This is a genomic window from Veillonellaceae bacterium (assembly GCA_012523975.1).
Lineage (GTDB): Bacteria > Bacillota > Negativicutes > JAAYSF01 > JAAYSF01 > JAAYSF01.
Genome location: JAAYSF010000007.1, coordinates 1 through 22,372, shown reverse-complemented (window position 1 = coordinate 22,372; position 22,372 = coordinate 1). Strand labels below are relative to the sequence as shown.

The 22,372-nt window shown below is 40.4% G+C and carries 22 protein-coding genes; 9 read left to right on the top strand and 13 right to left on the bottom strand.

Features of this window, described 5'->3' with window-relative positions; translation table 11 throughout:
• Positions 1–384: 384 nt before the first annotated feature.
• The 5 genes from GX348_01270 to GX348_01250 all read right to left on the bottom strand — a co-directional run bounded on the left by GX348_01270 (position 385) and on the right by GX348_01250 (position 4,036).
• Positions 385–543, bottom strand: coding sequence for a hypothetical protein (locus tag GX348_01270; protein NLP40818.1), 159 nt, complete (start codon positions 541–543; stop codon positions 385–387).
• Positions 544–611: 68 nt separating this feature from the next.
• Positions 612–998: a type II toxin-antitoxin system death-on-curing family toxin gene (locus GX348_01265; protein NLP40817.1), complete on the bottom strand. Its 387-nt coding sequence runs from the start codon at positions 996–998 to the stop codon at positions 612–614.
• Positions 995–1,237: an AbrB/MazE/SpoVT family DNA-binding domain-containing protein gene (locus tag GX348_01260; protein ID NLP40816.1), complete on the bottom strand. Its 243-nt coding sequence runs from the start codon at positions 1,235–1,237 to the stop codon at positions 995–997. Before GX348_01260 ends, GX348_01265 begins: the two co-directional genes overlap by 4 nt.
• A gap of 92 nt (positions 1,238–1,329) precedes the next feature.
• Entirely contained in the window at positions 1,330–2,271 is a 942-nt protein-coding gene (locus GX348_01255) for a TIGR01212 family radical SAM protein (GenBank protein ID NLP40815.1), read from the bottom strand.
• A 4-nt stretch (positions 2,272–2,275) separates the two neighbouring features.
• Positions 2,276–4,036, bottom strand: a complete 1,761-nt coding sequence (locus tag GX348_01250) for a B12-binding domain-containing radical SAM protein (GenBank protein ID NLP40814.1) — start codon at positions 4,034–4,036, stop codon at positions 2,276–2,278.
• Positions 4,037–4,207: 171 nt separating this feature from the next.
• Between GX348_01250 and GX348_01245 the strand changes: the two genes are divergently transcribed.
• The 6 genes from GX348_01245 to GX348_01220 all read left to right on the top strand — a co-directional run bounded on the left by GX348_01245 (position 4,208) and on the right by GX348_01220 (position 10,284).
• Positions 4,208–4,984: an N-acetylmuramoyl-L-alanine amidase gene (locus GX348_01245; protein ID NLP40813.1), complete on the top strand. Its 777-nt coding sequence runs from the start codon at positions 4,208–4,210 to the stop codon at positions 4,982–4,984.
• Between the two features lie 83 nt (positions 4,985–5,067).
• Positions 5,068–6,951: an oligoendopeptidase F gene (gene pepF / locus GX348_01240; protein ID NLP40812.1), complete on the top strand. Its 1,884-nt coding sequence runs from the start codon at positions 5,068–5,070 to the stop codon at positions 6,949–6,951.
• A gap of 123 nt (positions 6,952–7,074) precedes the next feature.
• The gene (locus tag GX348_01235) at positions 7,075–7,386 is read left to right on the top strand and encodes a zinc-binding protein (protein ID NLP40811.1); all 312 of its coding nucleotides are present in this window, start codon (positions 7,075–7,077) and stop codon (positions 7,384–7,386) included.
• A gap of 138 nt (positions 7,387–7,524) precedes the next feature.
• Complete coding sequence (locus GX348_01230; protein NLP40810.1) at positions 7,525–8,502, top strand: DNA ligase; 978 nt, start codon at positions 7,525–7,527, stop codon at positions 8,500–8,502.
• Positions 8,503–8,522: 20 nt separating this feature from the next.
• Positions 8,523–9,365, top strand: a complete 843-nt coding sequence (locus GX348_01225; protein NLP40809.1) for a Ku protein — start codon at positions 8,523–8,525, stop codon at positions 9,363–9,365.
• A gap of 4 nt (positions 9,366–9,369) precedes the next feature.
• On the top strand, positions 9,370–10,284 hold the full coding sequence (locus GX348_01220) for an ATP-dependent DNA ligase (protein NLP40808.1): 915 nt from the start codon (positions 9,370–9,372) through the stop codon (positions 10,282–10,284).
• A gap of 17 nt (positions 10,285–10,301) precedes the next feature.
• Here GX348_01220 and pckA read toward each other — a convergent pair whose 3' ends face one another.
• The 5 genes from pckA to GX348_01195 form a co-directional block, all read right to left on the bottom strand.
• A complete protein-coding gene (gene pckA, locus GX348_01215) occupies positions 10,302–11,873 on the bottom strand; it encodes a phosphoenolpyruvate carboxykinase (ATP) (GenBank protein NLP40807.1) in 1,572 nt (523 codons plus the stop codon).
• Positions 11,874–12,000: 127 nt separating this feature from the next.
• On the bottom strand, positions 12,001–13,500 hold the full coding sequence (locus GX348_01210; protein ID NLP40806.1) for a threonine synthase: 1,500 nt from the start codon (positions 13,498–13,500) through the stop codon (positions 12,001–12,003).
• A 105-nt stretch (positions 13,501–13,605) separates the two neighbouring features.
• Positions 13,606–14,082, bottom strand: coding sequence for a Cys-tRNA(Pro) deacylase (ybaK, locus tag GX348_01205; protein NLP40805.1), 477 nt, complete (start codon positions 14,080–14,082; stop codon positions 13,606–13,608).
• 36 nt (positions 14,083–14,118) lie between these two features.
• Positions 14,119–15,186 carry a DUF362 domain-containing protein gene (locus GX348_01200; protein NLP40804.1) on the bottom strand — a complete coding sequence of 356 codons (1,068 nt, stop codon included), beginning with the start codon at positions 15,184–15,186 and terminating at the stop codon, positions 14,119–14,121.
• A 92-nt stretch (positions 15,187–15,278) separates the two neighbouring features.
• Positions 15,279–15,536, bottom strand: coding sequence for a hypothetical protein (locus tag GX348_01195; protein ID NLP40803.1), 258 nt, complete (start codon positions 15,534–15,536; stop codon positions 15,279–15,281).
• A 300-nt stretch (positions 15,537–15,836) separates the two neighbouring features.
• Between GX348_01195 and nadE the strand changes: the two genes are divergently transcribed.
• Positions 15,837–17,735 (top strand): NAD(+) synthase, encoded by a 1,899-nt coding sequence (nadE, locus tag GX348_01190; protein NLP40802.1) that lies wholly within the window; start codon positions 15,837–15,839, stop codon positions 17,733–17,735.
• A 40-nt stretch (positions 17,736–17,775) separates the two neighbouring features.
• Here the strand turns inward: nadE and GX348_01185 are convergent, their stop codons facing one another.
• The 3 genes from GX348_01185 to hydG form a co-directional block, all read right to left on the bottom strand.
• Complete coding sequence (locus tag GX348_01185) at positions 17,776–18,144, bottom strand: hypothetical protein (protein ID NLP40801.1); 369 nt, start codon at positions 18,142–18,144, stop codon at positions 17,776–17,778.
• Between the two features lie 16 nt (positions 18,145–18,160).
• The gene (locus tag GX348_01180; protein ID NLP40800.1) at positions 18,161–19,705 is read right to left on the bottom strand and encodes a hypothetical protein; all 1,545 of its coding nucleotides are present in this window, start codon (positions 19,703–19,705) and stop codon (positions 18,161–18,163) included.
• Between the two features lie 167 nt (positions 19,706–19,872).
• Positions 19,873–21,291 (bottom strand): [FeFe] hydrogenase H-cluster radical SAM maturase HydG, encoded by a 1,419-nt coding sequence (gene hydG / locus GX348_01175; GenBank protein NLP40799.1) that lies wholly within the window; start codon positions 21,289–21,291, stop codon positions 19,873–19,875.
• A 334-nt stretch (positions 21,292–21,625) separates the two neighbouring features.
• Between hydG and GX348_01170 the strand changes: the two genes are divergently transcribed.
• Together GX348_01170 and GX348_01165 are read left to right on the top strand one after the other, a co-directional pair.
• Positions 21,626–22,129 (top strand): mismatch-specific DNA-glycosylase, encoded by a 504-nt coding sequence (locus tag GX348_01170; GenBank protein NLP40798.1) that lies wholly within the window; start codon positions 21,626–21,628, stop codon positions 22,127–22,129.
• The coding region (locus GX348_01165) for a YfcE family phosphodiesterase (GenBank protein ID NLP40797.1) at positions 22,123–22,372 on the top strand (250 nt) is incomplete at its 3' end. The genes GX348_01170 and GX348_01165, both read left to right, overlap by 7 nt.

The following is a 22,372-nucleotide window of genomic DNA, read 5'->3' as shown; positions in this document are numbered from 1 at the left end:
CCAGGATCAAACTCTCCAATAAAGTTATATTATTGGAGCCTTGATGGCTCTTATAATCAATATTAGTTGTGCTTCGAAAAGCACCGCACATCTGGCATATTGTTTAACCTTACATTGTTCAGTTTTCAAGGAACATGTTAACCTACTTCGCAGTTATCTGCGCGTTAACAGCTTTTATATGTTATCACAGCTTTCTCCACTGTGTCAACAGTTTTTTTATGTCGTTGCTCACTGCAGCGACATTTATATATGTTAACATAACCTTTCAGCAATGTCAATTTCTTTTTTAAGGATTATTATCACTATTGCGGAACTTGTAATGTAATATCAGAATCTCAAGGGTTATGTCAACATATATATTTTGTCCAACATCAATATTCGTAATTAGGCATTGCAGTACATTTCTAAATATTTTTCTGAAAGCTCATCTAGCTTACTTCTAATCTCAGCTATAGTCTTCTCACTAAAATGACTTACCATAGCTTCATCGTGAATTATTTCAGACAATCTTTCAATACTTCTCAACAACTCAAGTTTACTCACTTCATTTACCTCCAAAACAAAATACAAAAATCATCTTATCAGCCAAAACTCAAGTTGTAAAGAGTTTTTTACACTAATACTGTATTTCTTTTGAGCCAATTTACTAAATAGTCAACATGATACTTACCTTCGCTTGTACCTTTAATAACTTCAACAATGTTATCTTGGGAAGATACGATTTGATAACCATTAGCTTTAAGTAAAAAAATCGTACAGGCTAGTGCTGCTCGTTTATTGCCATCCACAAAAGGCCGGCTATTTACCATGGCATACATTAATACGGCCGTCTTTGTAAAAATATCGGGATATATTTCTTCGCCTTCAAACTGAACCATCGGTTTTTCTAAGACATTCTCCAACACCTTCTCTTCTGCAATCCCAGCCTGCCCACCTGTCCTTTCAATTATCTCCGAGTAAATATAAATTACTTCTTCGAGATTAAGATAGCGTATCATTCTGCTAGCCTCCTAAGAGCATATTCATATTCAACCATTAACTTATCAACTAAACGGACAAATTCGATTGACATCCCGCTATTCTTAACGATAACCGGCTTTAGAATTATTGCTCGTTGCTCACGGTTAACCTCTATTGTCAAGTGTGAGCCGTCTTTTAGCCCTAGCGTTTTTAGCATATTTGCCGGTAGAGAAACGACACAACTGTTCCCAGCTTTGAATATTTTTCTGACTTCCATTTCTCCGCCCCCATATATATGTATTTATAGTAATAACCATTAGTATAATTATAGCAAAAACTCGCGGATAAGCCGCGAGTTTTTTTCAGACTTTACAAAAATTTTTGAACTGCATTACCATTAAGATAATTACACTTTTTACCTTGATAAGTATCTTTCTCTTCAAGCAAATGCTCAATAGCATCCCTAATTTTCCACCACCCCGTCTGCCAATTGGTAAACAAAGTATTTTTTTCAGGTGCGCGACCAATTAGACGCTGAACAACTATATCGGGATGAAGGTGTTCTAAAAATTCTACCACCCTCTCAATGTATTCTTCTTTGCTAATAATTCGGAAAAGCTCTTGCTTATACCAATCCGCCATCATCGTACCTTTAACAATATAGAGAGCATGGAGCTTTACCTGGTTTACACTTAACGCTGATAGTACTTTTGCATTTTCCACAACATCAGTCATATTATCCCATGGTAAGTTCAAGATTAGGTGAGTGCAAATTTCAATATTGTATTTTTTCAGGCGTAAAACGGCGTCAATAAACTCTCCTAGCCCATGACCACGTTGAATTTTTTGCAAGGTATGATAATTTACTGTCTGCAACCCTAGTTCAACACTAATATCAACATTATTTTTAGTTGCTACGCCGGCTATCATTTCTAAATATCTGTCATTTATGCAATCGGGTCTGGTCGCAATAGCAATCCCAACTATATCTTCCTGGCAAGCCTCAAGTAAATATTGTTCTAGTTGTACTAACGGTAAATACGTATTACTAAAGTTCTGAAAGTAAGGAATATACTTAGTAGCCTTATATTTAGGTCCTATATGAGCCTTATTGGCCGCAATTTGGGTACTTACCGTCATCGTTGCTGGAAGGTTTTCATACCCTGCTCCGATTTCACCGCAGAAGACACAGCCGTTTAGTCCGCAGGTTCCGTCTCGATTGGGACATGTCACTGGTAAACTGATTGGAAGCTTGTAAACCTTTTCTCCATATCGTTTTTTCAAATGGTCTGAATAGACGTTATAACGCATTCGTTTAGCCTCCCTCAGGCCAGAAATCTTCTTGATTTAACTGCTGATATTCTGGTTCCGAATTAGTATAGTCGAATAATATAACGCTCTTGCCTTCACAATCTGGCAGGAAGTTCATATAATCAGGCAATTTTGTCTCGAATACTTCAATATGATATTTTTTCTTAATATCTCGCCATGTAGTAAATCGATATTGAGGTAGATACTTCTTAGCGAGCATTTCATTGCGCCAAAAAGCAGATTTTTCATCATTCCACTTGTCATAATTCCATGATAAAAACTCTGGACGGATATTGCCATTATCACTCATTAAGGCATCAAATTTTAGTAAATCTAACAAGCTCTTAAACTGCTTATTATCTAATATCCTGGCACAAAACCCTTTGATGTGTTCAAAAAGTGATTTTACACTTTGCGCCTTCATATGCAGCCCATTTGACTCCCAATATGCAGTCAGGCTGCGAAATAAGACAAATGCGTCACCATCAAACTTTTCATTAATTAAAAACGGTAAAGTCCGCCTAAAACGTCCGCTATTATATAAATGATTAAACAAATCTTCTAATAGCTTTAACTCCCGAAACTCGTTATAACCCATATATTTATTTGATAAAACTTCATATGGCGGAATATCCATATAAATATAACCATGCTGCTGCGCACGGTTTCGTACACCAGAGCCTTTTAACAATTTTAGAAAGCCAATTTGAAGCATATCCGGTGCCAACTTAAATATATCATTGAACGATTTACGAAACTTATCCATATCTTCATACGGCAGACCAACAATCAAATCCAGATGCATATGGATATTACCGTAAGATAAAACCTTAGATACTGTGCTGACAATTTTGGGCCAATTATTATTACGGCGAATTTCGTTTAAAGTCTGCTCATTTGTTGACTGAATACCAACTTCAAATTGAAACCGTCCTTTGGGTACAGTTTTAAGAAACTCTATCACTTCGTCATCTAAAATATCTGCAGCTATTTCAAAATGAAAATTAGTACGGCATTCCTGTTTTGCCAGAAACTTTAAAATAGGCAGGTAATGTTGTTTATTCGCATTAAAGGTCCGATCTACAAACTTTACTTGTCGTACGTTATGATCGACAAAATACTGTAAATCCTTAAAAACGCGCGCTAAACTATAATAACGCACCCCGGCTGTCACGCTTGACAAGCAGTACTGACATGAAAACGGACACCCCCGTGAGCTTTCATAATAAATGATTTTGTCACCCAGTTCGTCCATATCTGTGTCATTATAGGCAAATGGGATGCTGTCCAACTCCTCTACTACCTGAGAGCATCCTTCTATAAGTTCACCATTCTTACCCCGGAACGCCAGTCCAGCAATTGAGTATACATCTCCTTTGCCTAGCAAAGCCTTAACTAGCTCCCGAAAAGTTTCTTCACCCTCACCTAAAATAATATAATCGATACAATTGTAAGACTTTAAAATACTGAGTGGATCGTATGAAACTTCCGGGCCGCCTAATATAATTCGGACATCAGGCATAACCTTCTTAACTAAGTCAGCTAATTTTAGCGTCATATCAATATTCCAAATGTAACAGGCAAAACCGATTATCTGCGGCCGCCGGACAAATAAATCAGCTAAAATATCAAGCAGGGTGTTATTAATAGTGTATTCTCTTACGTCAATTTCACTTCCCATAGACTGGCAATAGCTTTTAAGATTCCGTAATGCCAACGAGGAATGTATATACTTGGCATTGAGCGTTGTTAATAAAACCTGCATGTGTTACACCTACTTTAAATTCATAAGTTACTATTATTAGAAATACCTTTTTATTAGTTTCCTCTTGTCACCCCTAATATCCTTCGCATAGTGCAATTTAAGCAAAATTCACCGTCTAACACCTCTAGGAATAAAATAAACTAAAGTATTCTAAGGATGGTGATTTAAGTAATGCGGATAATTATAGATGGCGAAAGAGTGCCTGTCAACATTCGTGTTAACAGGGACTTGCTACTTGCCCTGAAAAGCATGGCTAAAACGCTTCGTTGGCGTATACGGTATGATGCAGCTAACGAAGTAATACACGTTTTTTCCCCAAATTATTCCCCTCCGGCCGATCCGACTATGGTTCCTGAAATTCTTGAACCCGAGAGCAATCGTCTGACAGGCAAAGTGGTCTGTATTGATCCCGGCCATGGCGGCAGCGACCCTGGTGCTATCGGACCGTCTGGCACTTTAGAGAAAGATAATAATCTCGCTATAGCCCTATTATTACGGGAAAAACTTGAGGTTAATGGCTGTACTGTAATCATGACCAGGGACAACGACACTGATGTGTATGGTCCGAACGCCTCGGCCAGTGAAGAATTAGGTGCCAGAGTAGATGTAGCTAATGAAGCAGATGCCGACATCTTTGTTAGTATTCACAATGATGCCTTCACAAATAGTGCAGCATCCGGAACCACTACCTACCATTACGGACACGATGCGTCCATAAAATTGGCTAACTATATTCAAAAGTGTTTAGTTGACGAACTCGGAACCAAGGACCGAAACGTTCGATTCGGCAGTTTTTACGTTATAAGATATACCAATATGCCGTCGGTTCTAGTAGAAGTTGCCTTTATTTCTAACCCAGAAGAAGAGTTGCTCCTGGCTAGCTGCGATGGTCGGACAAAAGTAGCGCAAAGCATATGTGAAGGCATAATGAAATATTTTAAAGTATAAACCAATAAACTTTTGTAAACCATACAGGATAATAAAGCTTATTTTGCCAATATATTAATAAAAACCTTCAAAGGGGAGTGTCGATGCTAAAAATGCAACATTTATTTCCTTTTCTTCTCAGTGCTATGTTGGTTAGCAACTCAGCTGCCGATGCAGCAGCAAATAGCTCACGGGTTCCAGAGCGAAGTGAATTACCGTCCGAATACAAATGGCGTTTGACAGATATTTATACTAGCGAGACAGCTTGGCAGGAGGATTTCGATAAGCTGAACCAAACTCTGCCTAAAATGAAATCCTACAAAAATAAATTGTCCGAGTCATCTGGCAATCTACTTGCTTGTCTAAAATTACGCGATGAAATAGGAATTATTAGTAGCAAGCTCTATGCTTATGCACGAATGCATCGCGATGAGAATACAGCAGACGCCAAATATCAAGCTTTAACGGGTAAGGTTGAATCATTGCTGGCTGAAGCTGGGGCTGCTACTTCTTTTGTCGAACCAGAGATTCTAGCAATGCCCGACGAAACATTATCAAAGTTTCGTCAGCAAGAAACTGGACTCAAAGATTATAGCTTTTACTTTGAGGATCTACTCCGACAAAAGAAACATGTTTTATCGCCCGCAGAGGAAGAACTGCTATCAAGATCAAGCGAGATAGCTCAAACCCCTGAGAATGTATTCAATATGCTAGCCCATGCTGATATTGATTTCCCGGACACCCTTGGCGAAGATGGGAAGCCTGTCCAATTAAGCGAGGGGCGCTATAGCAACCTCATTAGGTCGGAAAACCGCGAAGTTCGAAAAGAGGCTTTTAAAAATCTATTCACTACTTACAATAAGTATCGCAACACCTTTGCTGCGACGCTTGGCGGCAATGTCAAAAAGAATATTTTTTATTCGAGAGTACGAAATTATAATTCTACTTTAGAATCCGCTCTTGAAGGTGACAATGTCCCTACCGAAGTTTATGACAATCTAATTACCACCGTCCATGCTAATTTAGAGCCTCTGCATCGTTATGTAGAGCTCAAAAAGAAGGCTTTGCAATTAGACGAAATACACATGTACGATTTATACACACCGTTGGCTAAAGACGTAAAATTCAACATCCCCTATGAAAAAGGATTAGAGCTAGTTAGAACAGGGCTCGCACCATTAGGTCCTGAATATAGTGACATATTGAATAAAGGCTTAACATCTGGTTGGATCGATGTTTACGAAAACAAAGGAAAACAGACTGGGGCTTACTCTTGGGGCATATATAGCGTCCACCCGTTTGTGCTTCTGAACTACCATGACCGTTATGATGACGTTTCAACTGTTGCCCACGAAATGGGACACGCAATTCATAGCTACTACAGTCAGAAACATCAGCCATATATCACCTCAGGGTACACTACATTTTGCGCTGAAGTAGCTTCGACGACCAATGAAGTGCTGCTGCTTGATCACATGTTAAAGACAACCCAAGATAAGCAAAAACGCTTGTATTTAATTAACCAGTATCTTGAACTTGTCCGCGCTACCGTATATCGGCAGACCATGTTTGCAGAATTTGAGAAGTTACTATATCAGAAGGCTGAAAACGGCGAAACAATTACAGCTGATATGTTGGATACTATGTGGCGCGACCTTAATGTTAAATATTACGGCCCAACCATTGTAGTCGATGATGAAATTGCTGTAGAATGGGCCAGAATCCCCCACTTTTACTGGCATTTCTACGTCTATCAGTATGTAACCGGTTACTCTGCTGCAACAACGCTTGCCGAGAAAATGCTAACTGAAGGCGAGCCTGCCCAACAGCGCTATATTGAGTTTTTAAAGAGCGGCGGCTCTGATTATTCGCTTAATATTCTAAAAAAAGCCGGAGTCGATATGTCCTCGCCCAAGCCAATAGAGATAACGCTAAACAAATTTTCAGCCATGCTCGACGAGCTTGAGGAGCTATTGCCTAAGTCTTGACAAGCTAAAGCTTGCCAGAGTATGATGATATAACGACAATAATTGATTTGGTTCGCTCTAGGTACATTTTAACCAACCGACCAGCAATTGTTTGCGTAATATTTTCGAGGAGGTTGGTTACTAATGACCTACCAGGACAAAGAACTATCGTGTAAAGAATGTGGAGTAAATTTTGTCTTTACTTCAGCAGAACAGGAATTTTATGCTGAAAAAGGCTTCCAAAATGATCCTTCCCGCTGTGCTGACTGCCGTGCTGCCAGAAAAGCCCGCAACGGCGGAAACAACAGCAGACAAAATAGCGGTTTCCGTCAACAGCGCGAAATGTTTGATGCTGTTTGCAGCGCCTGCGGCGTTCAGACCCAAGTTCCGTTCCGCCCAATCGAAAGCAAGCCAGTTTATTGCCGTGATTGCTTTCAAGCCAATAAAAGATTCTAATCTTCATAATTTGATATATGCTATTGTAAGCCCATCTGCCGAAATAATTGCAGATGGGCTTTTTACTATCTATTCCCATAGTCATAAATTAATAATTGTAGATTTGTTTCAAATACTATGATTACGGGAGGAAAAAATATGGAACTGATAAAACCCATGCTGGCTAAACCGTCCTCTTTGCCGCAAGCTGACAGTGAGTATGCTTATGAGATTAAGTGGGACGGCATCAGAACTATCTTATATGCAACACAAGGCCGAATCATGCTGTCCAGTCGGAATCTTCGGGACATTACTGCGCAATATCCTGAACTGGAGCAATTAAAAGACTGGCTTACCGATGGCACTATACTTGATGGTGAAATAGTTACTTTAGATTCGACTGGACGTCCATCGTTTGAATTACTGCAGTCACGAATGGGTTTATCCTCTCATAACATCATTCAAAATAAACTACGCGAAGTTCCAGTAACTTACATAATTTTTGATGTCCTTAAGCACGGAAATAAGGTACTGCTCAACAATTCTTTTATCGACCGACGTAAAGTATTAACTAACCTTAGTTTGTCCGGCCCATTTTGGCAGACATCTACATACAGCACTGGTAATGGGTCCAGCTTTCTCGCTGCCACTAAACAGCTTGGTTTAGAAGGTATAATTGCTAAACGGCTCAATAGTATATATCTTCCCGGAAAGCGCACTGATGATTGGCTTAAAATAAAGAATCATAAACGACAGGAGTTAGTTATTGGCGGCTGGGTGCCAGGCAAGGGCAGCCGCGTCGGCCGAATTGGCGCTCTTATTGTCGGGTACTATGACACCTCACCTGACCATAAAACAAGAATTGACCAGCGGCATAAACTTATCTATGCGGGTAAAGTTGGAACAGGATTTTCAACTGCCGAACTCGATAAATTAGGCAGTTTATTGACCAAACTTAAATGCGATTTAAGTCCATTCGCAGCAAAAATCCCTGTTAAAGATGCCATTTTCGTCGAGCCACGCTTAATAGCCGAATTCGAGTTTACTGAATGGACGGCTGGCAACACTTTGCGTCATCCGTCATATAAGGGCTTACGTACAGATAAGGATCCTCTATCAGTAATCCGTGAGACCTAGATTAGCAAGGAGGTATGGTAATGCCAAGGCCGATGTGGAGCGGTTCAATTAGTTTTGGGCTTGTAAATATCCCCATAAAACTATATAGCACTGTTAAGCGAAAATCGCTGCAGTTTCATCAGCTACGCCGCGGCGACGGATGCCGTATACGTTTGAAAAAAGTATGTTCTGCTGATAATAGCGAAGTCGCCAACGAGGATATTGTGAAAGGCTATGAAATCTCACCCGACCGGTATGTAATAGTCTCTCCTGACGAGCTAGAGGCCTTATATCCTAAAGCGTCTCGCAGCATTGAAATCGAAGACTTCGTGCTGCTTGAGCAAATAGACCCAATTTATTTTGAACAATCCTATTACCTAGTGCCTGACAAAGGAGCCGGTAAAGCTTATAGTCTATTACTTGAGGCTATGCGGCAATCCCAAAAGGTAGCAGTCGCCAAAATGGTATTGCGCAATAAACAGCATCTCACAACCATTAGGCCTAATGGCCGGGCGCTGACACTCTCAACAATGCATTTTGCCGATGAAATAGTAAGCCAAGACCAACTTGACGATTTACCTGCAGAAGATAACAAACCTGAAAAGCGCGAGCTTGCTGTTGCTCTTCAGCTCGTTGAATCGCTGTCGTCAGATTTTAACCCGGCAAAATATCATGATGAGTATCGTGATAAGGTCCTTGAAATGATAGAAAAGAAAGCTGAAGGCCAGGACCTTGTTACGCAGCAGCCTATCGCTGAGCCAGGTGCTAAGGTCATTGACCTTATGGCGGCATTAGAGGCCTCACTATCAGCTCTCAAGAAAAACCCTGCAAAACCTCCACCAAAATCAGCAAAACCGAGGAGGAAAAAAGCCAGTGCCCAGTAATAAAATCCTAATAACAATAGATGGTGTTGAACTTAAGGTTTCAAATCTGGATAAAGTTTTTTATGCCGAATCCGGCTTTACAAAAGGGCAAGTAATTGATTATTATATTCGAATTGCTCCAGCTTTGCTTCCCCACTTAGAGGGACGGCCGCTAACTTTGAAACGGTATCCGAACGGGGCCGCCAGTAATTTTTTTTATCAAAAAGAGTGTCCAGCGTCCCGTCCCAAATGGCTACCAACCGTACCTGTTTGGAGTGAAAGAAATAAACGAGCAGTAAATTTCTGTCTTGTAGAAAATCTCCCGGCCCTAGTCTGGGCAGCGAACCTAGCAGCTCTAGAACTTCACACTTCGTTATCACTCGCTGATAATATTATGCGTCCCACAATGTTGGTTTTCGACCTTGATCCAGGCCCGCCCGCAACAATAATTGAATGTACGCAAGTCGCACTGTGCCTACGTGATTTCTTTAACAGGCTAAACTTACAGAGCTTTCCCAAAACTTCTGGCTCGAAAGGCTTGCAAGTCTATGTACCGCTAAATACCAAAACGAGCTATGACCAAACTAAACATTTTGCCCACACGCTAGCTAAAATGTTAGAAAGCAAGCATCCGGCTCTTATTGTTTCTAATATGCGAAAGAATCTGCGTACTGGTAAAGTATTTGTTGACTGGAGTCAGAACGATGATCATAAAACTACCGTTTGCGTATATTCAATGCGAGCTCGCGCGCTTCCTACCGTTTCCACCCCCGTAACCTGGGATGAGGTAGAGACGGCATATGAAACTAAAAATGCTCAATCTTTAATATTTACCTCCGACCAAGTGCTTGAACGTTTTTCCCGGCTAGGGGACTTATTTCAGCCGGTTCTTACCCTCAAGCAGCACCTTCCAAAGCTAGATAGCAAAAGCGACTGCTAAAAAGCAGCCGCTTAATTTTATAGTTTAGGACCGGCATTCACAATCTCTTCCGGCATATCTTCTTTAAACTTAGCAAAATTCCTAACAAAAAGATTAGCCAATTTGTGAGCTTGTCGGTCATAGTCTTCCTTATTCGTCCAAGTATTACGCGGCTGTAGAACCTCCGACGGAACATTTGGACATTCGGTAGGAATATAGACATTGAAAATAGGATCAAGTTCATACTTCACATCGTTGAGCTTACCTTCAGTTGCCGCAGTTACCATAGCCCGCGTATAATTTAATTTCATCCGCTTACCTACGCCATACGGCCCGCCAGACCATCCAGTGTTAATGAGGAAAACATTAGTGTTATGCTTTTCCAAATTATCGCCAAGTAACTTAGCGTATACCAATGGCGAAAGCGGTAAGAAAGGCGCCCCAAAACAAGTGGAAAAAGTAGCTTGCGGTTCTGTAATTCCCCGCTCCGTACCGGCTAACTTACTGGTATATCCTGATAAGAAGTGATACATTGCCTGTTCCTTGGTGAGTTTGGCAATAGGAGGCAATACGCCAAAAGCATCTGCTGTTAGAAACACAACTGTCTTTGGATGTCCGCCAGTGCTAGGCACAAGCGCGTTAGGGATATATTCTATTGGATATGCTGTTCGGGTATTTTCGGTTATAGATTGATCATCATAATCGGCGATTCTGCTGTCCCCATCGACTACTACATTCTCAAGAACAGCACCAAATTTTATAGCCTCCCAAATTTGCGGTTCGGTCTCTTTACGAAGGTTGATGCACTTTGCGTAACATCCTCCTTCAATATTAAAGATTCCCGCTTCGCTCCAGCCATGCTCGTCGTCACCGATTAGACGGCGATCCGGATCAGCTGATAACGTAGTCTTGCCGGTTCCACTCAAGCCAAAGAACAGTGCTGTATCGCCGTTTGTACCGGCGTTTGCTGAGCAATGCATCGACATGATACCACGCTTAGGTAAAATGTAATTCATGACAGTGAAAATAGATTTTTTCATTTCACCGGCATAATGGGTGCCGCCTATTAAAACCATCCGCTGTTCAAAGTTCAGAACAACAAAAGCTTCCGAATTTGTTCCATCGATCTCAGGATTTGCCTTGAACCCTGGTAAGCAGATAACCTTATAATCCGGATTTACATTCTCAGGAACAGTATCAGGACGAACAAACAATTGATGCACAAATAAGTTCTGCCACGCAAATTCGTTAATAAATCTTACTTTTATGCGGTTGCTTTCATCGGCACCAGCAAAACCATCAAAAACAAAGACTTCCCTATTTTGAACATAAGCCAACATCCGGTTGTAAAGTTTATCAAACTTCTCTACGGAAAATGGCCTGTTGCTATTCCAGTCAATATCATTATGTACCGTCGGCGCATCAACAATAAACTTATCATTTGGTGAACGTCCTGTATATTTGCCTGTCTCAACACGAAACGCGCCAGTCGAAGTTAATATGCCTTCTTTCTTGGAGAGCGCCACTTCAACTAATTCCGCCGGGCTTAAGTTGTAATAAACTTTGTTAACGCCCTTTATAATTTCACTAGCTCTTTCATTGAGTTCGATTCGCACGGCTATTCACCACCCTAAAATATATATATTTAATAATACACCTTACTATTATAGCACAAATTATATATATGGTGGTCTAGTTCTACAAATAGGCTAATTAATTAACCCAATTAAATATAATTTATGTAAATAAGACATTACTAACTAATTGTTGCATTTCTTCCTTAGCACAAATCCCAGTATGCCGGATAGCATCTGTTTTTAAATTTTTAAGCCCAGTAGGAATCTCTAAGCTGGTAATCCGTGAGATTTGGTCAAGCATGTCAAATTCATTTTGGAGCTTGGTAACGTCATTAATATCAGCAATTGCTGCTAAAACACTATCATTAAATTTAAAAGGGCTGGCTGTAGATAATACTACTAATGGTGTATTGTCGCCCGTCTGCGCTCGGTACTTATCTCCGGCTTCCCATGCTACGGCAGTGTGCGGGTCAATTAGATAACTTGAAGTGTGGTAGACTCGGCGGATCGTTTCGATTGTCTTTTCATCGTCTACCCAATCAGCCCAAAAGATTTCATTAAGATCAGCTAAATAATCATACCCAATTTCATAATAGCCTTCTACAGACAACTTATTCATCCATTCAGATATTAATGCTGTATTCTTATTCGTAATGTGATACAACAATCGCTCTAAATTGCTAGATATTAAAATATCCATCGATGGAGAAATTGTCTTATGGAACTCTCGCCGGCGATCATATCGGCCTGTCCTAAAGAACTCTGTTAAAACGTTGTTGTGATTAGATGCGCAAATTAACTTTTTAATCGGCAAACCCATCATTTTTGCATAATAACCTGCTAGAATATTGCCAAAGTTGCCGGTTGGAACAACGAAATTAACAGGCTGTCCTATCTTAACCCGCTTCTGTTTAACTAGATCTGCGTAAGCACTGAAATAGTAAACAATCTGTGGCAATAGCCTGCCCCAGTTTATAGAATTGGCTGATGACAACCGGAAACCACGCTCAGCTAACTCTCTTTTATACACTTGATCATTGAAAATTTTCTTAACACCGGTTTGAGCATCATCAAAATTGCCTTTAACAGCGGCTACTGAAACATTACTGCCTTGCTGGGTTATCATTTGCAAGCGCTGGATTTGGCTAACACCATCCTGCGGGTAAAAAACAATGATCTTCGTTTGCTCGACATCTTTAAATCCTTCTAAAGCCGCTTTACCAGTATCCCCGGATGTCGCGACAAGTATTACGATTTCGTCTGTTTCGCCTGTTTTGGACAATGCAATAGATAAAAGCTGCGGTAATATTTGCAGTGCCATATCTTTAAATGCACTTGTTGGTCCGTGCCACAATTCCAAAACATACTTATCATCACCAGCAGAGATAAGGGGCGCTATTTCTTTACAATCAAATTTCGACTCATTATACGCTCGATTAATGCATGCCTCAATTTCCTCTTGACTATAATCAGGCAAATATGGGTTTAAAACAGCTAATGCTCTTTGCTGGTACGAATAATCTCCTAAGGCTTGCAGTTGTTGTAGATCAAACTGAACCAGAGCGTCCGGAACAAAAAGGCCTCCATCACTGGCCATTCCTAATTTAATCGCCTCTGCGGCGCTATACTTCCCTTCTCCACCCCTTGTACTAATATACATAATCTGCCCCTTTCCTATTAACTAGCTGCAGTAATTTCTTTTTCAATTATAGTTTCGCATTATGACGAACAATAATAGCAGCAGAGAATGCCCCCTAAGTTTCTATTATTCCCAAACAGCTATCGAGCATAATTTAGCCTCGACAACTCCCGCCAGATCGTTAGGGTTTACGACAATCTGACAACCGCGGATGCCTGCGCTGATGGCAATTGTCGGCCATTCTAAACAGCTTTCATCCAAAAACACAGGGTATCGTTTTTTGGCACCGAGCGGCGAAACACCGCCCCTAATATAACCTGTTAGTCCCAAAACTTCTTTAAGATGTACCATCTCTACCTTTTTATTGGCACTTTCCTGAGCAAGCGCTTTAAGATTGAGTTCAGCAGAACCCGGTATACATGCCATTAACACACCGGTCTTATCACCGCGTGCCACTAAGGTTTTAAAAACTTGCTTGGCTGGCATACCTATCTTCCGTGCAACACTTTCAGCGCTAAGGTCGCTCTCTTCCACCTTATATTCAGACAACTTATATGAAATCTTAAGATTATCTAAAATCCTAGCCGCGTTAGTTTTTTTCAATTTTCTCCCTCTTTGTCAGCTAAACCTTTATAAAAATTAAAGTGTTACTAATTCATAGTCAAGTGACCCCATGCCTATTTCGGCTGCGTGCTGTATCTGAATCATTGCGTCATGGTGCTTATATGCCATTTCGGCTAAATTTTTACCATGCGCCTTTGCAGTCAAATCCATAGTTGCTTTTTCAACTGCTACGGGATCAGTAGAAACAAGTATGCCAATATCAGGTATCATTTTATCCTGCTTAACATTAAAACAGTCACAGTCCTTAGTCATATCGATTAGGACGTTGAAAAATATGCATTTTCCGGCCTTCTCTTTAACAACGCCATAAGCATGTTCGGCCATGCTGCGCTGCATATAGCCCGATTCTGCGCCCCAGTCATACTTTACTGCATCGAAACGGCATACGGCCAAACATTCACCGCAGCCAATACACTTGTCAGTCATAATATAAGCTTTGCCGTTTTTTTCAATAATAGCGTTTTCTGGACACCACTTAATGCACTTTTGGCAAAACCTGCAGCTATTAAGTACTTCTGGCGACATCTTTGAGTGCTGACGCATTTTACCCATTCGACTCGCCAGACCCATGCCAAGATTCTTTATACATGCTCCTAGCCCTGCAGCAACATGGCCAGTCGGATGTGAAACAACAATCAGGGCATCTGCAGCCATAATCTCACGAGCGACTTTGACTGAATTATGTAACTTTCCTTCAATAATAACTTCGTATTCGCTGTTGCCGGTTAGACCATCAGCCATTATGAACGGTGCCCCAACGTTATCAATTCCAAAACCGTGGCGGTGAGCATGCATTAAATGCTTGACAGCATTTTCTCTTTCGCCTTTGTATAATGTAGATGTCTCCGTTAGAAAAGGTAAAGCTCTTTTTTGCTTTACTTTCTCAACAATTTCACGTATCAGTGCAGGTTTAATATGAGTTGTGTTTTTATGTTCACCTACATGGAGCTTTATAGCTACAAAATCATTTTCGTCAATAACTTGGGCTGCGTCCGAAAGTTCAAGCACTTTGCGCATAGCATTCGCCTGTTCCGCTTCAGGCAGACCGTCTGCAAGCGGTAAAAAATAAACTTTGGCAGACATGAATTCACCCCTGATTCAATTTTTTATCTAATATATTGATAGTATTTTTCACAGTATATAATTGTTGCCTTATTTTGTCAAACGATACAACCTTAGAACTCTACAGTCATATGCTTTACTTTTACATTACCAATCGCTTTCAATTCTTTCTCAAATTCTTCTAGCTCCAATCCTTCACCGCATAATTGCAGGAGAATCATCCCTCGGTTGCTACACTGGTCTACCGAACTATCATTTAAACCCAGCCTAACGCGAATATGACAGCCATATTTAGTTAATACATCCTGAACATGAATAGCCGTTTCTGTTCTATTCTCCTGAACAATCGCCATAATTGTTGAACAACTCATTTATAATCCCTCCAAAAGTTTTATTATTTTAGTTTTGTATTTTACTAAGCAATTAAAACTCCTTTATAAAAGAGAAAAAATTTTGTGTATACAAGGATTTGACATTTTTCCCTTGAAATATTATTGGTTGTTATGAATTACTCCATTTTACTAGTATGACCAATTCTCATTCAGGTAATTTATAGCATAATAACGATTGTCTTTATTTTAAAGGACAACTCGGTTTCGAGAAGAATAGTATTACACTTAAACAGCTAATATTAAATACTGGCTTTAGGTAAGAAAAATGAGGTGACCCGCTTGTTAAAAGTCGCATTAGGCCAAATGGAAATTGTACCAGGCAGGCCAGACTTAAATACACAGACAATGCTTTCAATGATTGAACAAGCCCGTAAAACTCAGGCCGACATTATAGTTTTTCCGGAAATGGCCATTCCCGGCTATCTTCTGGGCGATACTTGGGAGCAATCTGCTTTTCTGCGTGATTGCGAAGAATACGGCCGCCAAATAATCGCTGCATCAACTGATATTTGTATAGTATTCGGCAATGTCGCAATGGATTGGCAAAAATTAAACGACGATGGTCGTGTACGTAAATACAATGCCTGCTTTGTCGCTTATAATAATAAACTATTGGGCGGCGATAATTTCCCGTATCCTTTCCGGATCAAGACACTTCATCCCAACTATCGCGAATTTGATGCCTCCCGCCACTTTCACAGTTTAAGAAAGCTTGCAAGTGAACTGGGACAGAAGATTGAAGACTTATTACAGCCTGTAAGACTCCGTCTATCAGGTCAGGCTCTTAGACTAGGATGTATTCTTTGCGAAGATGACTGGTGCGATAATTATCCGGCTAAACCGCTCGCAAGTATTCAAAACAATGGCCCCGTCGACTTGTTGATAAATATTTCCAGTTCACCGTATATTATCGGCAAAAACAATAAACGCAACCGCGTTTTTTCCAAACAAGCCGCCGAAACTGGCGTACCTTTAATATATGTTAATAATGTCGGAGTGCAGAATAACGGTAAAACCATATATACATATGACGGCTTTAGTACGGTTTATGATGCCCTTGGACAAGTTGTCGATTATTGCGAACCTTTCACTTCAAAATTAAAAGTTGTTAAATTGCATGCTGATTCGCGCATCTCTACCAATCCTATTTCTGTTCCTAACGACAACGACATTTCTAGCGTATATCAAGCCATAACCTACGGCATTAAGAAATTCATTAATGCAATCGGTCTCAAGAAAGTAGTTATCGGCGCATCGGGCGGGATCGATTCGGCCGTAAGCGCTGCTTTATATGCCAAAATCGTCGGACCTGAGAACTTACTTTTAATAAATATGCCTAGCATTTACAACTCGCAGACTACAAAAGACTTATCGCAAACTCTAGCCCGCAATTTGGGTTGCCATTACGCTGTAATGCCAATCCAGCATTCTGTTGATTTCACGGTCGAGCAATTAAGTAATACCCAAATCATCAATTATACTACAAACTTACACTCCAACTTGCTCGTTTCAGCTTTTGTCACTGAAAACATCCAGGCACGGGACCGCTCAGCCCGTATTCTTGCCGGAGCAGCAGCAGCATTTGGGGGCGGCTTTACTTGCAACGGAAATAAAAGTGAGATGACCGTCGGCTATTCTACACTTTACGGCGACTTGGCAGGATTCCTCGCCGCTCTAGCTGATTTATGGAAGCATCAGGTATATGACTTAGCCCGCTATCTAAATGAGCATATTTACAAGCGAGAAGTAATTCCCCAAGCGACTATAGCTATTGTTCCTAGTGCTGAGCTATCCTCTGCACAATCTGTTGACCAAGGTAAAGGTGATCCTATAATTTATCCCTATCATGATTTTTTATTCCGATCTTTCATCGAATGGTGGAATAAACCGACACCGGAAGACATTTTGCGTTGGTACAGCCAGGGTATCCTCGAAGAGAAGCTTGGTTGTACGCCGGGCCTTGTAAATACGATATTTGATGGACCTCACGAGTTTATTAATGATTTGGAAAGATGGTGGAAACTTTTTTCTGGCATGGCTGTCGCCAAGCGTATTCAAGCACCGCCAGTATTGGCAATAAGCCGACGGGCTTATGGCTTAGATCATCGCGAAGCACAAAACGGAGCCTACTTTACTGCTGAATATTATAAACTTAAAGACCAATTATTAAAGGATTAAAAAGAAGTCAGCCATTTCTCGAATGGTTGACTCTTCTTGTTTATCGGCGACGAAATACCAGCCAGCCAAATACTGTAGCGGCCAAAATTATCAGCACAACCGGTAATGCTACTAACATTATTAACGCCACAATACCTGCCCCGAATAGTAATCTTGGTATAAGTCCTATACCGCCCAAATTAAATTTAGCATGGCGAACATATATCCTGCTGCTAGATCCAAATTTATCGTTTTGACTGTGATATCGAAAATTCTCATCTTGCTCAATAGTCATACCGCCAAATTGCTCGCGCTCCGCCTCTGTCATAACTCGCACTTGGCTGAGCACAGCGTTGCATACTGCACAAATTTCTTGTCCGGGCTGGTATTCAGCTCCGCATTCTAAACAACGATTACCTATCTCTCCCACCTAAAAACCCCCTTTTTTAGGGCAAAAATATTAGATACATAAACCCTTCTTCACTGATATAGCGCGCGTCAAATCTTTGTACTTTTAAAGCAGAAAACAATTTATTATAGTTACTGCGGATACTTGACGCCGAAACACCTAAGTCACTGGCTAAATCCTCGGCAACTACATGAGCTATATTATTAATCTGCGCGTAAGCATAAAGCAAGGTTGCTGCCCAAGTCCCTGGCTTTCGGATAATCACTTTAGCTACCTGACAATAATCATGCCAAAGCTTGCGCATTTGTCTTACATCGTAGGCCGAAAAACGATAGTCAAACGCCACTTGGTCCATAAGGACTAAAACATCGTTATTAGGAATATTAGTTTCGGTAATTGTTGGATAACTTCGTTCCAAATATTCTGGGTTAATTACATTTACCTTTGCCAATCTCACCAATACATCAATACTATGGCGCACTGCCTGAGCGTGGCGGGCAAAAAAGTCGTCTAATTTATTGATTTGCTGACCTATAATTAACAATTGGTGCTGCCGTAATATTTCTTCCTTAATTCGCTTACGTAATTTAGGGCTGACTTCTATGCTTGTAACATAATTTATCATCACCATTCCCTGAGAAAAGATATGACCAAAGAACAAAAGCTTTCTTAACGTTTTATAATCAAATTCGGGAAAAGGTAATTGAAATGTTTCCTCTGTGAATAAATTGGTACATTCAACCCAGTCCTGGTTTATTACCTTGCTTATATAAAAAACACTAAACTTAGCATTTAGAAGATTCTTTAATATCTCCCGTTCATCACTTGTTAATCTTTCACCAGCGTTTAGATAAAAATGGGACAACGGCGTGACATCAGTTTTTAGTAAATGGTAGTCAAAAAGAAAGTAATCCCAGAAACCAAGCCAGAAATCATCCTGGTCATCATCAGGGGCCCCTTCAAATGGACCTGTGTATAAATATAATGCGCGATCAAAGTCATCGTTAAAGTTCTCTTGTTGAAAATAGCATCCTAATTTAACCATTAACCGCTCGACAGCCCCGGTTATCTTTTCACTTATTTCTTCCGTGCTAGCCGGCGACATCTTGCTTAAAACATTATCAACATCATCATCGAATAGCGATACTGTATTACTAATCGAAGTAGCCGCCGTTAAATTGAGCTTATTATCACCGGCAATGATTTTCGCGGCATCTTCAATGACTTCTGAACCAAAAATTGCCTTCTTAGTTTGCAAATATTTATAAAACTGAATTAATACATCGAAATACTGCCGCACATTACTTATATTTTTATCGAAGTCAGACATATTTTCAGCAAGCCATTCAACCCCGGTACTATATTCTGTAATGGTAACCTCATCGAGATCATTAATACCGGCGTAGGCCAGATATAACAAAAACATCTCAATATTTCGCCATAAGTTCTTTAATTCTTTATCTGTAGCACCTTGCCAGGCCTTCTGGCGCAAAAAACCTTCTACCCATTCCTTTTTAACAGCAATTTCATAGCCGGCATCCTCATCATAGAAGACTCGCACCTGTTCATAGGCATTTTTCATTAACACAAGAACTCCTTTATACCAATCAATGCAAATTATTATAACATTTTTAGCCCCAATAAACTAGTATGCCGCTATGATACAACGCTAAACCAAAAATAATCCCACAGCCATATAGAATGCTTTAGCTCATGCTATATGGCTGTGGGATTAACCCAATTTACATTTTAGAAACGGAAGTCACGTTTTCCCACGGTAAGTTCAGCCAAATGTTCCATTGCAATTGCACGAACCTTTTCATTCGTAATACAAAGTAGTTCTTTTGCAATTACGGCCTCGCCTTTTGCTTTAGTATCCGCAGAAGCATAATCCTCTAAATATTCCTTTAACGTCATTAATGCATTCGGCTGACAGCAGTTTGCAATTTGTCCGGATTTTACCAGGCTCATAAATCGATCTCCAGTACGCCCTTCGCGATAGCAAGCAGTACAGAAGCTTGGGATATGGCCCATAGTTAATAGCCAATTTACAATTTCATCTAAAGTACGCTTATCGCTTATATCAAACTGCGCTGAATTATCCTCCTCGGCCTCCGGTTCAACATATCCCCCTACACTGGTACTTGAACCACCGCTGATTTGGGATACACCGAGCTGAAGCACACGTTCACGAACTTTTTGGGATTCACGAGTTGAAACAATCATTCCTGTGTAGGGAACAGCAATACGAAGCACTGTTACGATTTTGGCAAATATATCATCGGAAATAGCATTAGTAAAGTCTTCCGGGTTAATATCGTCTGCAGGACGAATTCGCGGCACGCTGATAGTATGTGGACCAACACCCATTGTAGCTTCCAAATGCTCAGCATGCATAAGGAGACCAACGAAATCATAACGATACATATTTAAACCAAACAAAACACCTAGGCCCACATCGTCAATTCCGCCTTCCATTGCACGATCCATAGCTTCAGTATGGTAGGCATAGTCGCTCTTAGGTCCAGTTGGATGCAGCTCTTCATAGGCTTTTTTATTATAAGTTTCCTGAAACAAAATATATGTGCCAATACCCGCTTCCTTAAGCTTGCGGTAGTTTTCGACAGTCGTGGCGGCAATGTTCACATTAACACGGCGGATAGCGCCATTTTTATGCTTTACATTGTAAATAGTTTTGATACTTTCCAATACATATTCAATAGGATTGTTTACCGGGTCCTCTCCTGTTTCCAAAGCCAAGCGCTTATGCCCCATGTCCTGTAAAGCAACTACTTCACGGGCAATCTCATCCTGTGAAAGTTTTTTACGGGAAATATGTTTATTCTTATGATGATACGGGCAATATACACATCCGTTTACGCAGTAGTTGGATAGATACAACGGAGCAAACATTACAATTCTATTGCCGTAGAATTTTTGCTTAATTTCCCGTGCTAGGGACATCATTTTTTCATTCAGATCATCTAAATCACACTCTAGAAGCACTGCCGCTTCGCGGTGATTTAGTCCCTTGCAATCCTTTGCCCGCTCTAAAAGACTTTCGATTAACTCACGATTGCTTTTATTTTTCTGAGCAAAGTCAATCGTCTCTAAAATCTCTTGGTCGTCAATAAATTCGGTTGCAATTTTTGATTTGCGATTATACATTGTCAAGACTCCTTTTTATTTATCCGAGCCAGTGCTCTATACTCACGCATATGCCTGTTAAGCATTCGTTAAAACATCAGTTTTTTTACTAAATATGTTTCAATTATATACCATCCAAGGATAATTTGCATTATCTGCCTTTTACCCTACGAAACATTATATCCCACAAGAGCATTTGTCTGTATACATTATAGAACAACCGTTCTATAATGTATACAGGTCATAAATATAAATGACCGCCTCTAATAGCGGCCTGATGACATATAGAAGAAATGCAATAATACCCAATTTGATGGTGAAACTAATCATGAAATTAAACGTTGGCGGTGAAAGAATGATTCCAGTTCCTGATATTATCGATCTCGGTCTAAGAGTCTTATTTATAGGGTTTAATCCTAGTATCCGCTCTTCTGAAACCGGACACCACTTCGCCGGACCCTCCAACCGGTTTTGGCGGCTTCTTTATGATTCCGGATTAACCGACAAAAAATTAATGCCCAGTGAAGATAAGCAATTATTAAAGTACGGTTATGGAATAACAAACATCGTCCCCCGCCCCACCCGAGCTGCGGCTGAAATAACTAGCCAAGAATATGAACTTGGTCGTGAAGAATTAAAGAAAAAGCTTACTACCTATCAGCCAAGATTTGCCTGTTATGTTGGGGTAGGTGTATATCATCAATTCGCCAAACGAAAAGACACGCAGTGCGGGCTTCAAAAAAACAGTGTTGTCGAGGGGGTTAGCGATTTTGTATTATCCTCATCGAGCGGGCTTAATCGTATTCCTTTGGAACAGCAGCTCTCCTTCTATATCGAACTAAAAAACCTTCTGTGCTGATAGCTGTAACTTCCGATACACATTTCACTAAAGATTTTGGTCAGTTAAATCGGCTTACTTGTCGGTTCTCTGAAGCTGACCTCGTTATTCATGCTGGAGATTATAGTGAATACTGGGTCCTAGATTATTTTAGAACGCATTTTAAATTCGCAGGCGTCTGGGGTAATGTGGACGATAATAAAATTAAAAAGTCTTTAAAAGAAAAGGAGCTATTACAGGTCGAATCTTTCCGAATTGGCATTT

What these genes read in the sequence shown, in the direction of transcription:
- GX348_01265 (NLP40817.1), bottom strand. Translation starts at nt 998, where the DNA reads ATGATACGCTATCTTAATCTCGAAGAAGTAATTTATATTTACTCGGAG.
- GX348_01260 (NLP40816.1), bottom strand. Translation starts at nt 1,237, where the DNA reads ATGGAAGTCAGAAAAATATTCAAAGCTGGGAACAGTTGTGTCGTTTCT.
- GX348_01255 (NLP40815.1), bottom strand. Translation starts at nt 2,271, where the DNA reads ATGCGTTATAACGTCTATTCAGACCATTTGAAAAAACGATATGGAGAA.
- GX348_01250 (NLP40814.1), bottom strand. Translation starts at nt 4,036, where the DNA reads ATGCAGGTTTTATTAACAACGCTCAATGCCAAGTATATACATTCCTCG.
- GX348_01245 (NLP40813.1), top strand. Translation starts at nt 4,208, where the DNA reads ATGCGGATAATTATAGATGGCGAAAGAGTGCCTGTCAACATTCGTGTT.
- pepF (NLP40812.1), top strand. Translation starts at nt 5,068, where the DNA reads ATGCTAAAAATGCAACATTTATTTCCTTTTCTTCTCAGTGCTATGTTG.
- GX348_01235 (NLP40811.1), top strand. Translation starts at nt 7,075, where the DNA reads ATGACCTACCAGGACAAAGAACTATCGTGTAAAGAATGTGGAGTAAAT.
- GX348_01230 (NLP40810.1), top strand. Translation starts at nt 7,525, where the DNA reads ATGGAACTGATAAAACCCATGCTGGCTAAACCGTCCTCTTTGCCGCAA.
- GX348_01225 (NLP40809.1), top strand. Translation starts at nt 8,523, where the DNA reads ATGCCAAGGCCGATGTGGAGCGGTTCAATTAGTTTTGGGCTTGTAAAT.
- GX348_01210 (NLP40806.1), bottom strand. Translation starts at nt 13,500, where the DNA reads ATGTATATTAGTACAAGGGGTGGAGAAGGGAAGTATAGCGCCGCAGAG.
- GX348_01200 (NLP40804.1), bottom strand. Translation starts at nt 15,186, where the DNA reads ATGTCTGCCAAAGTTTATTTTTTACCGCTTGCAGACGGTCTGCCTGAA.
- GX348_01195 (NLP40803.1), bottom strand. Translation starts at nt 15,536, where the DNA reads ATGAGTTGTTCAACAATTATGGCGATTGTTCAGGAGAATAGAACAGAA.
- GX348_01180 (NLP40800.1), bottom strand. Translation starts at nt 19,705, where the DNA reads ATGAAAAATGCCTATGAACAGGTGCGAGTCTTCTATGATGAGGATGCC.
- hydG (NLP40799.1), bottom strand. Translation starts at nt 21,291, where the DNA reads ATGTATAATCGCAAATCAAAAATTGCAACCGAATTTATTGACGACCAA.
- GX348_01170 (NLP40798.1), top strand. Translation starts at nt 21,626, where the DNA reads ATGATTCCAGTTCCTGATATTATCGATCTCGGTCTAAGAGTCTTATTT.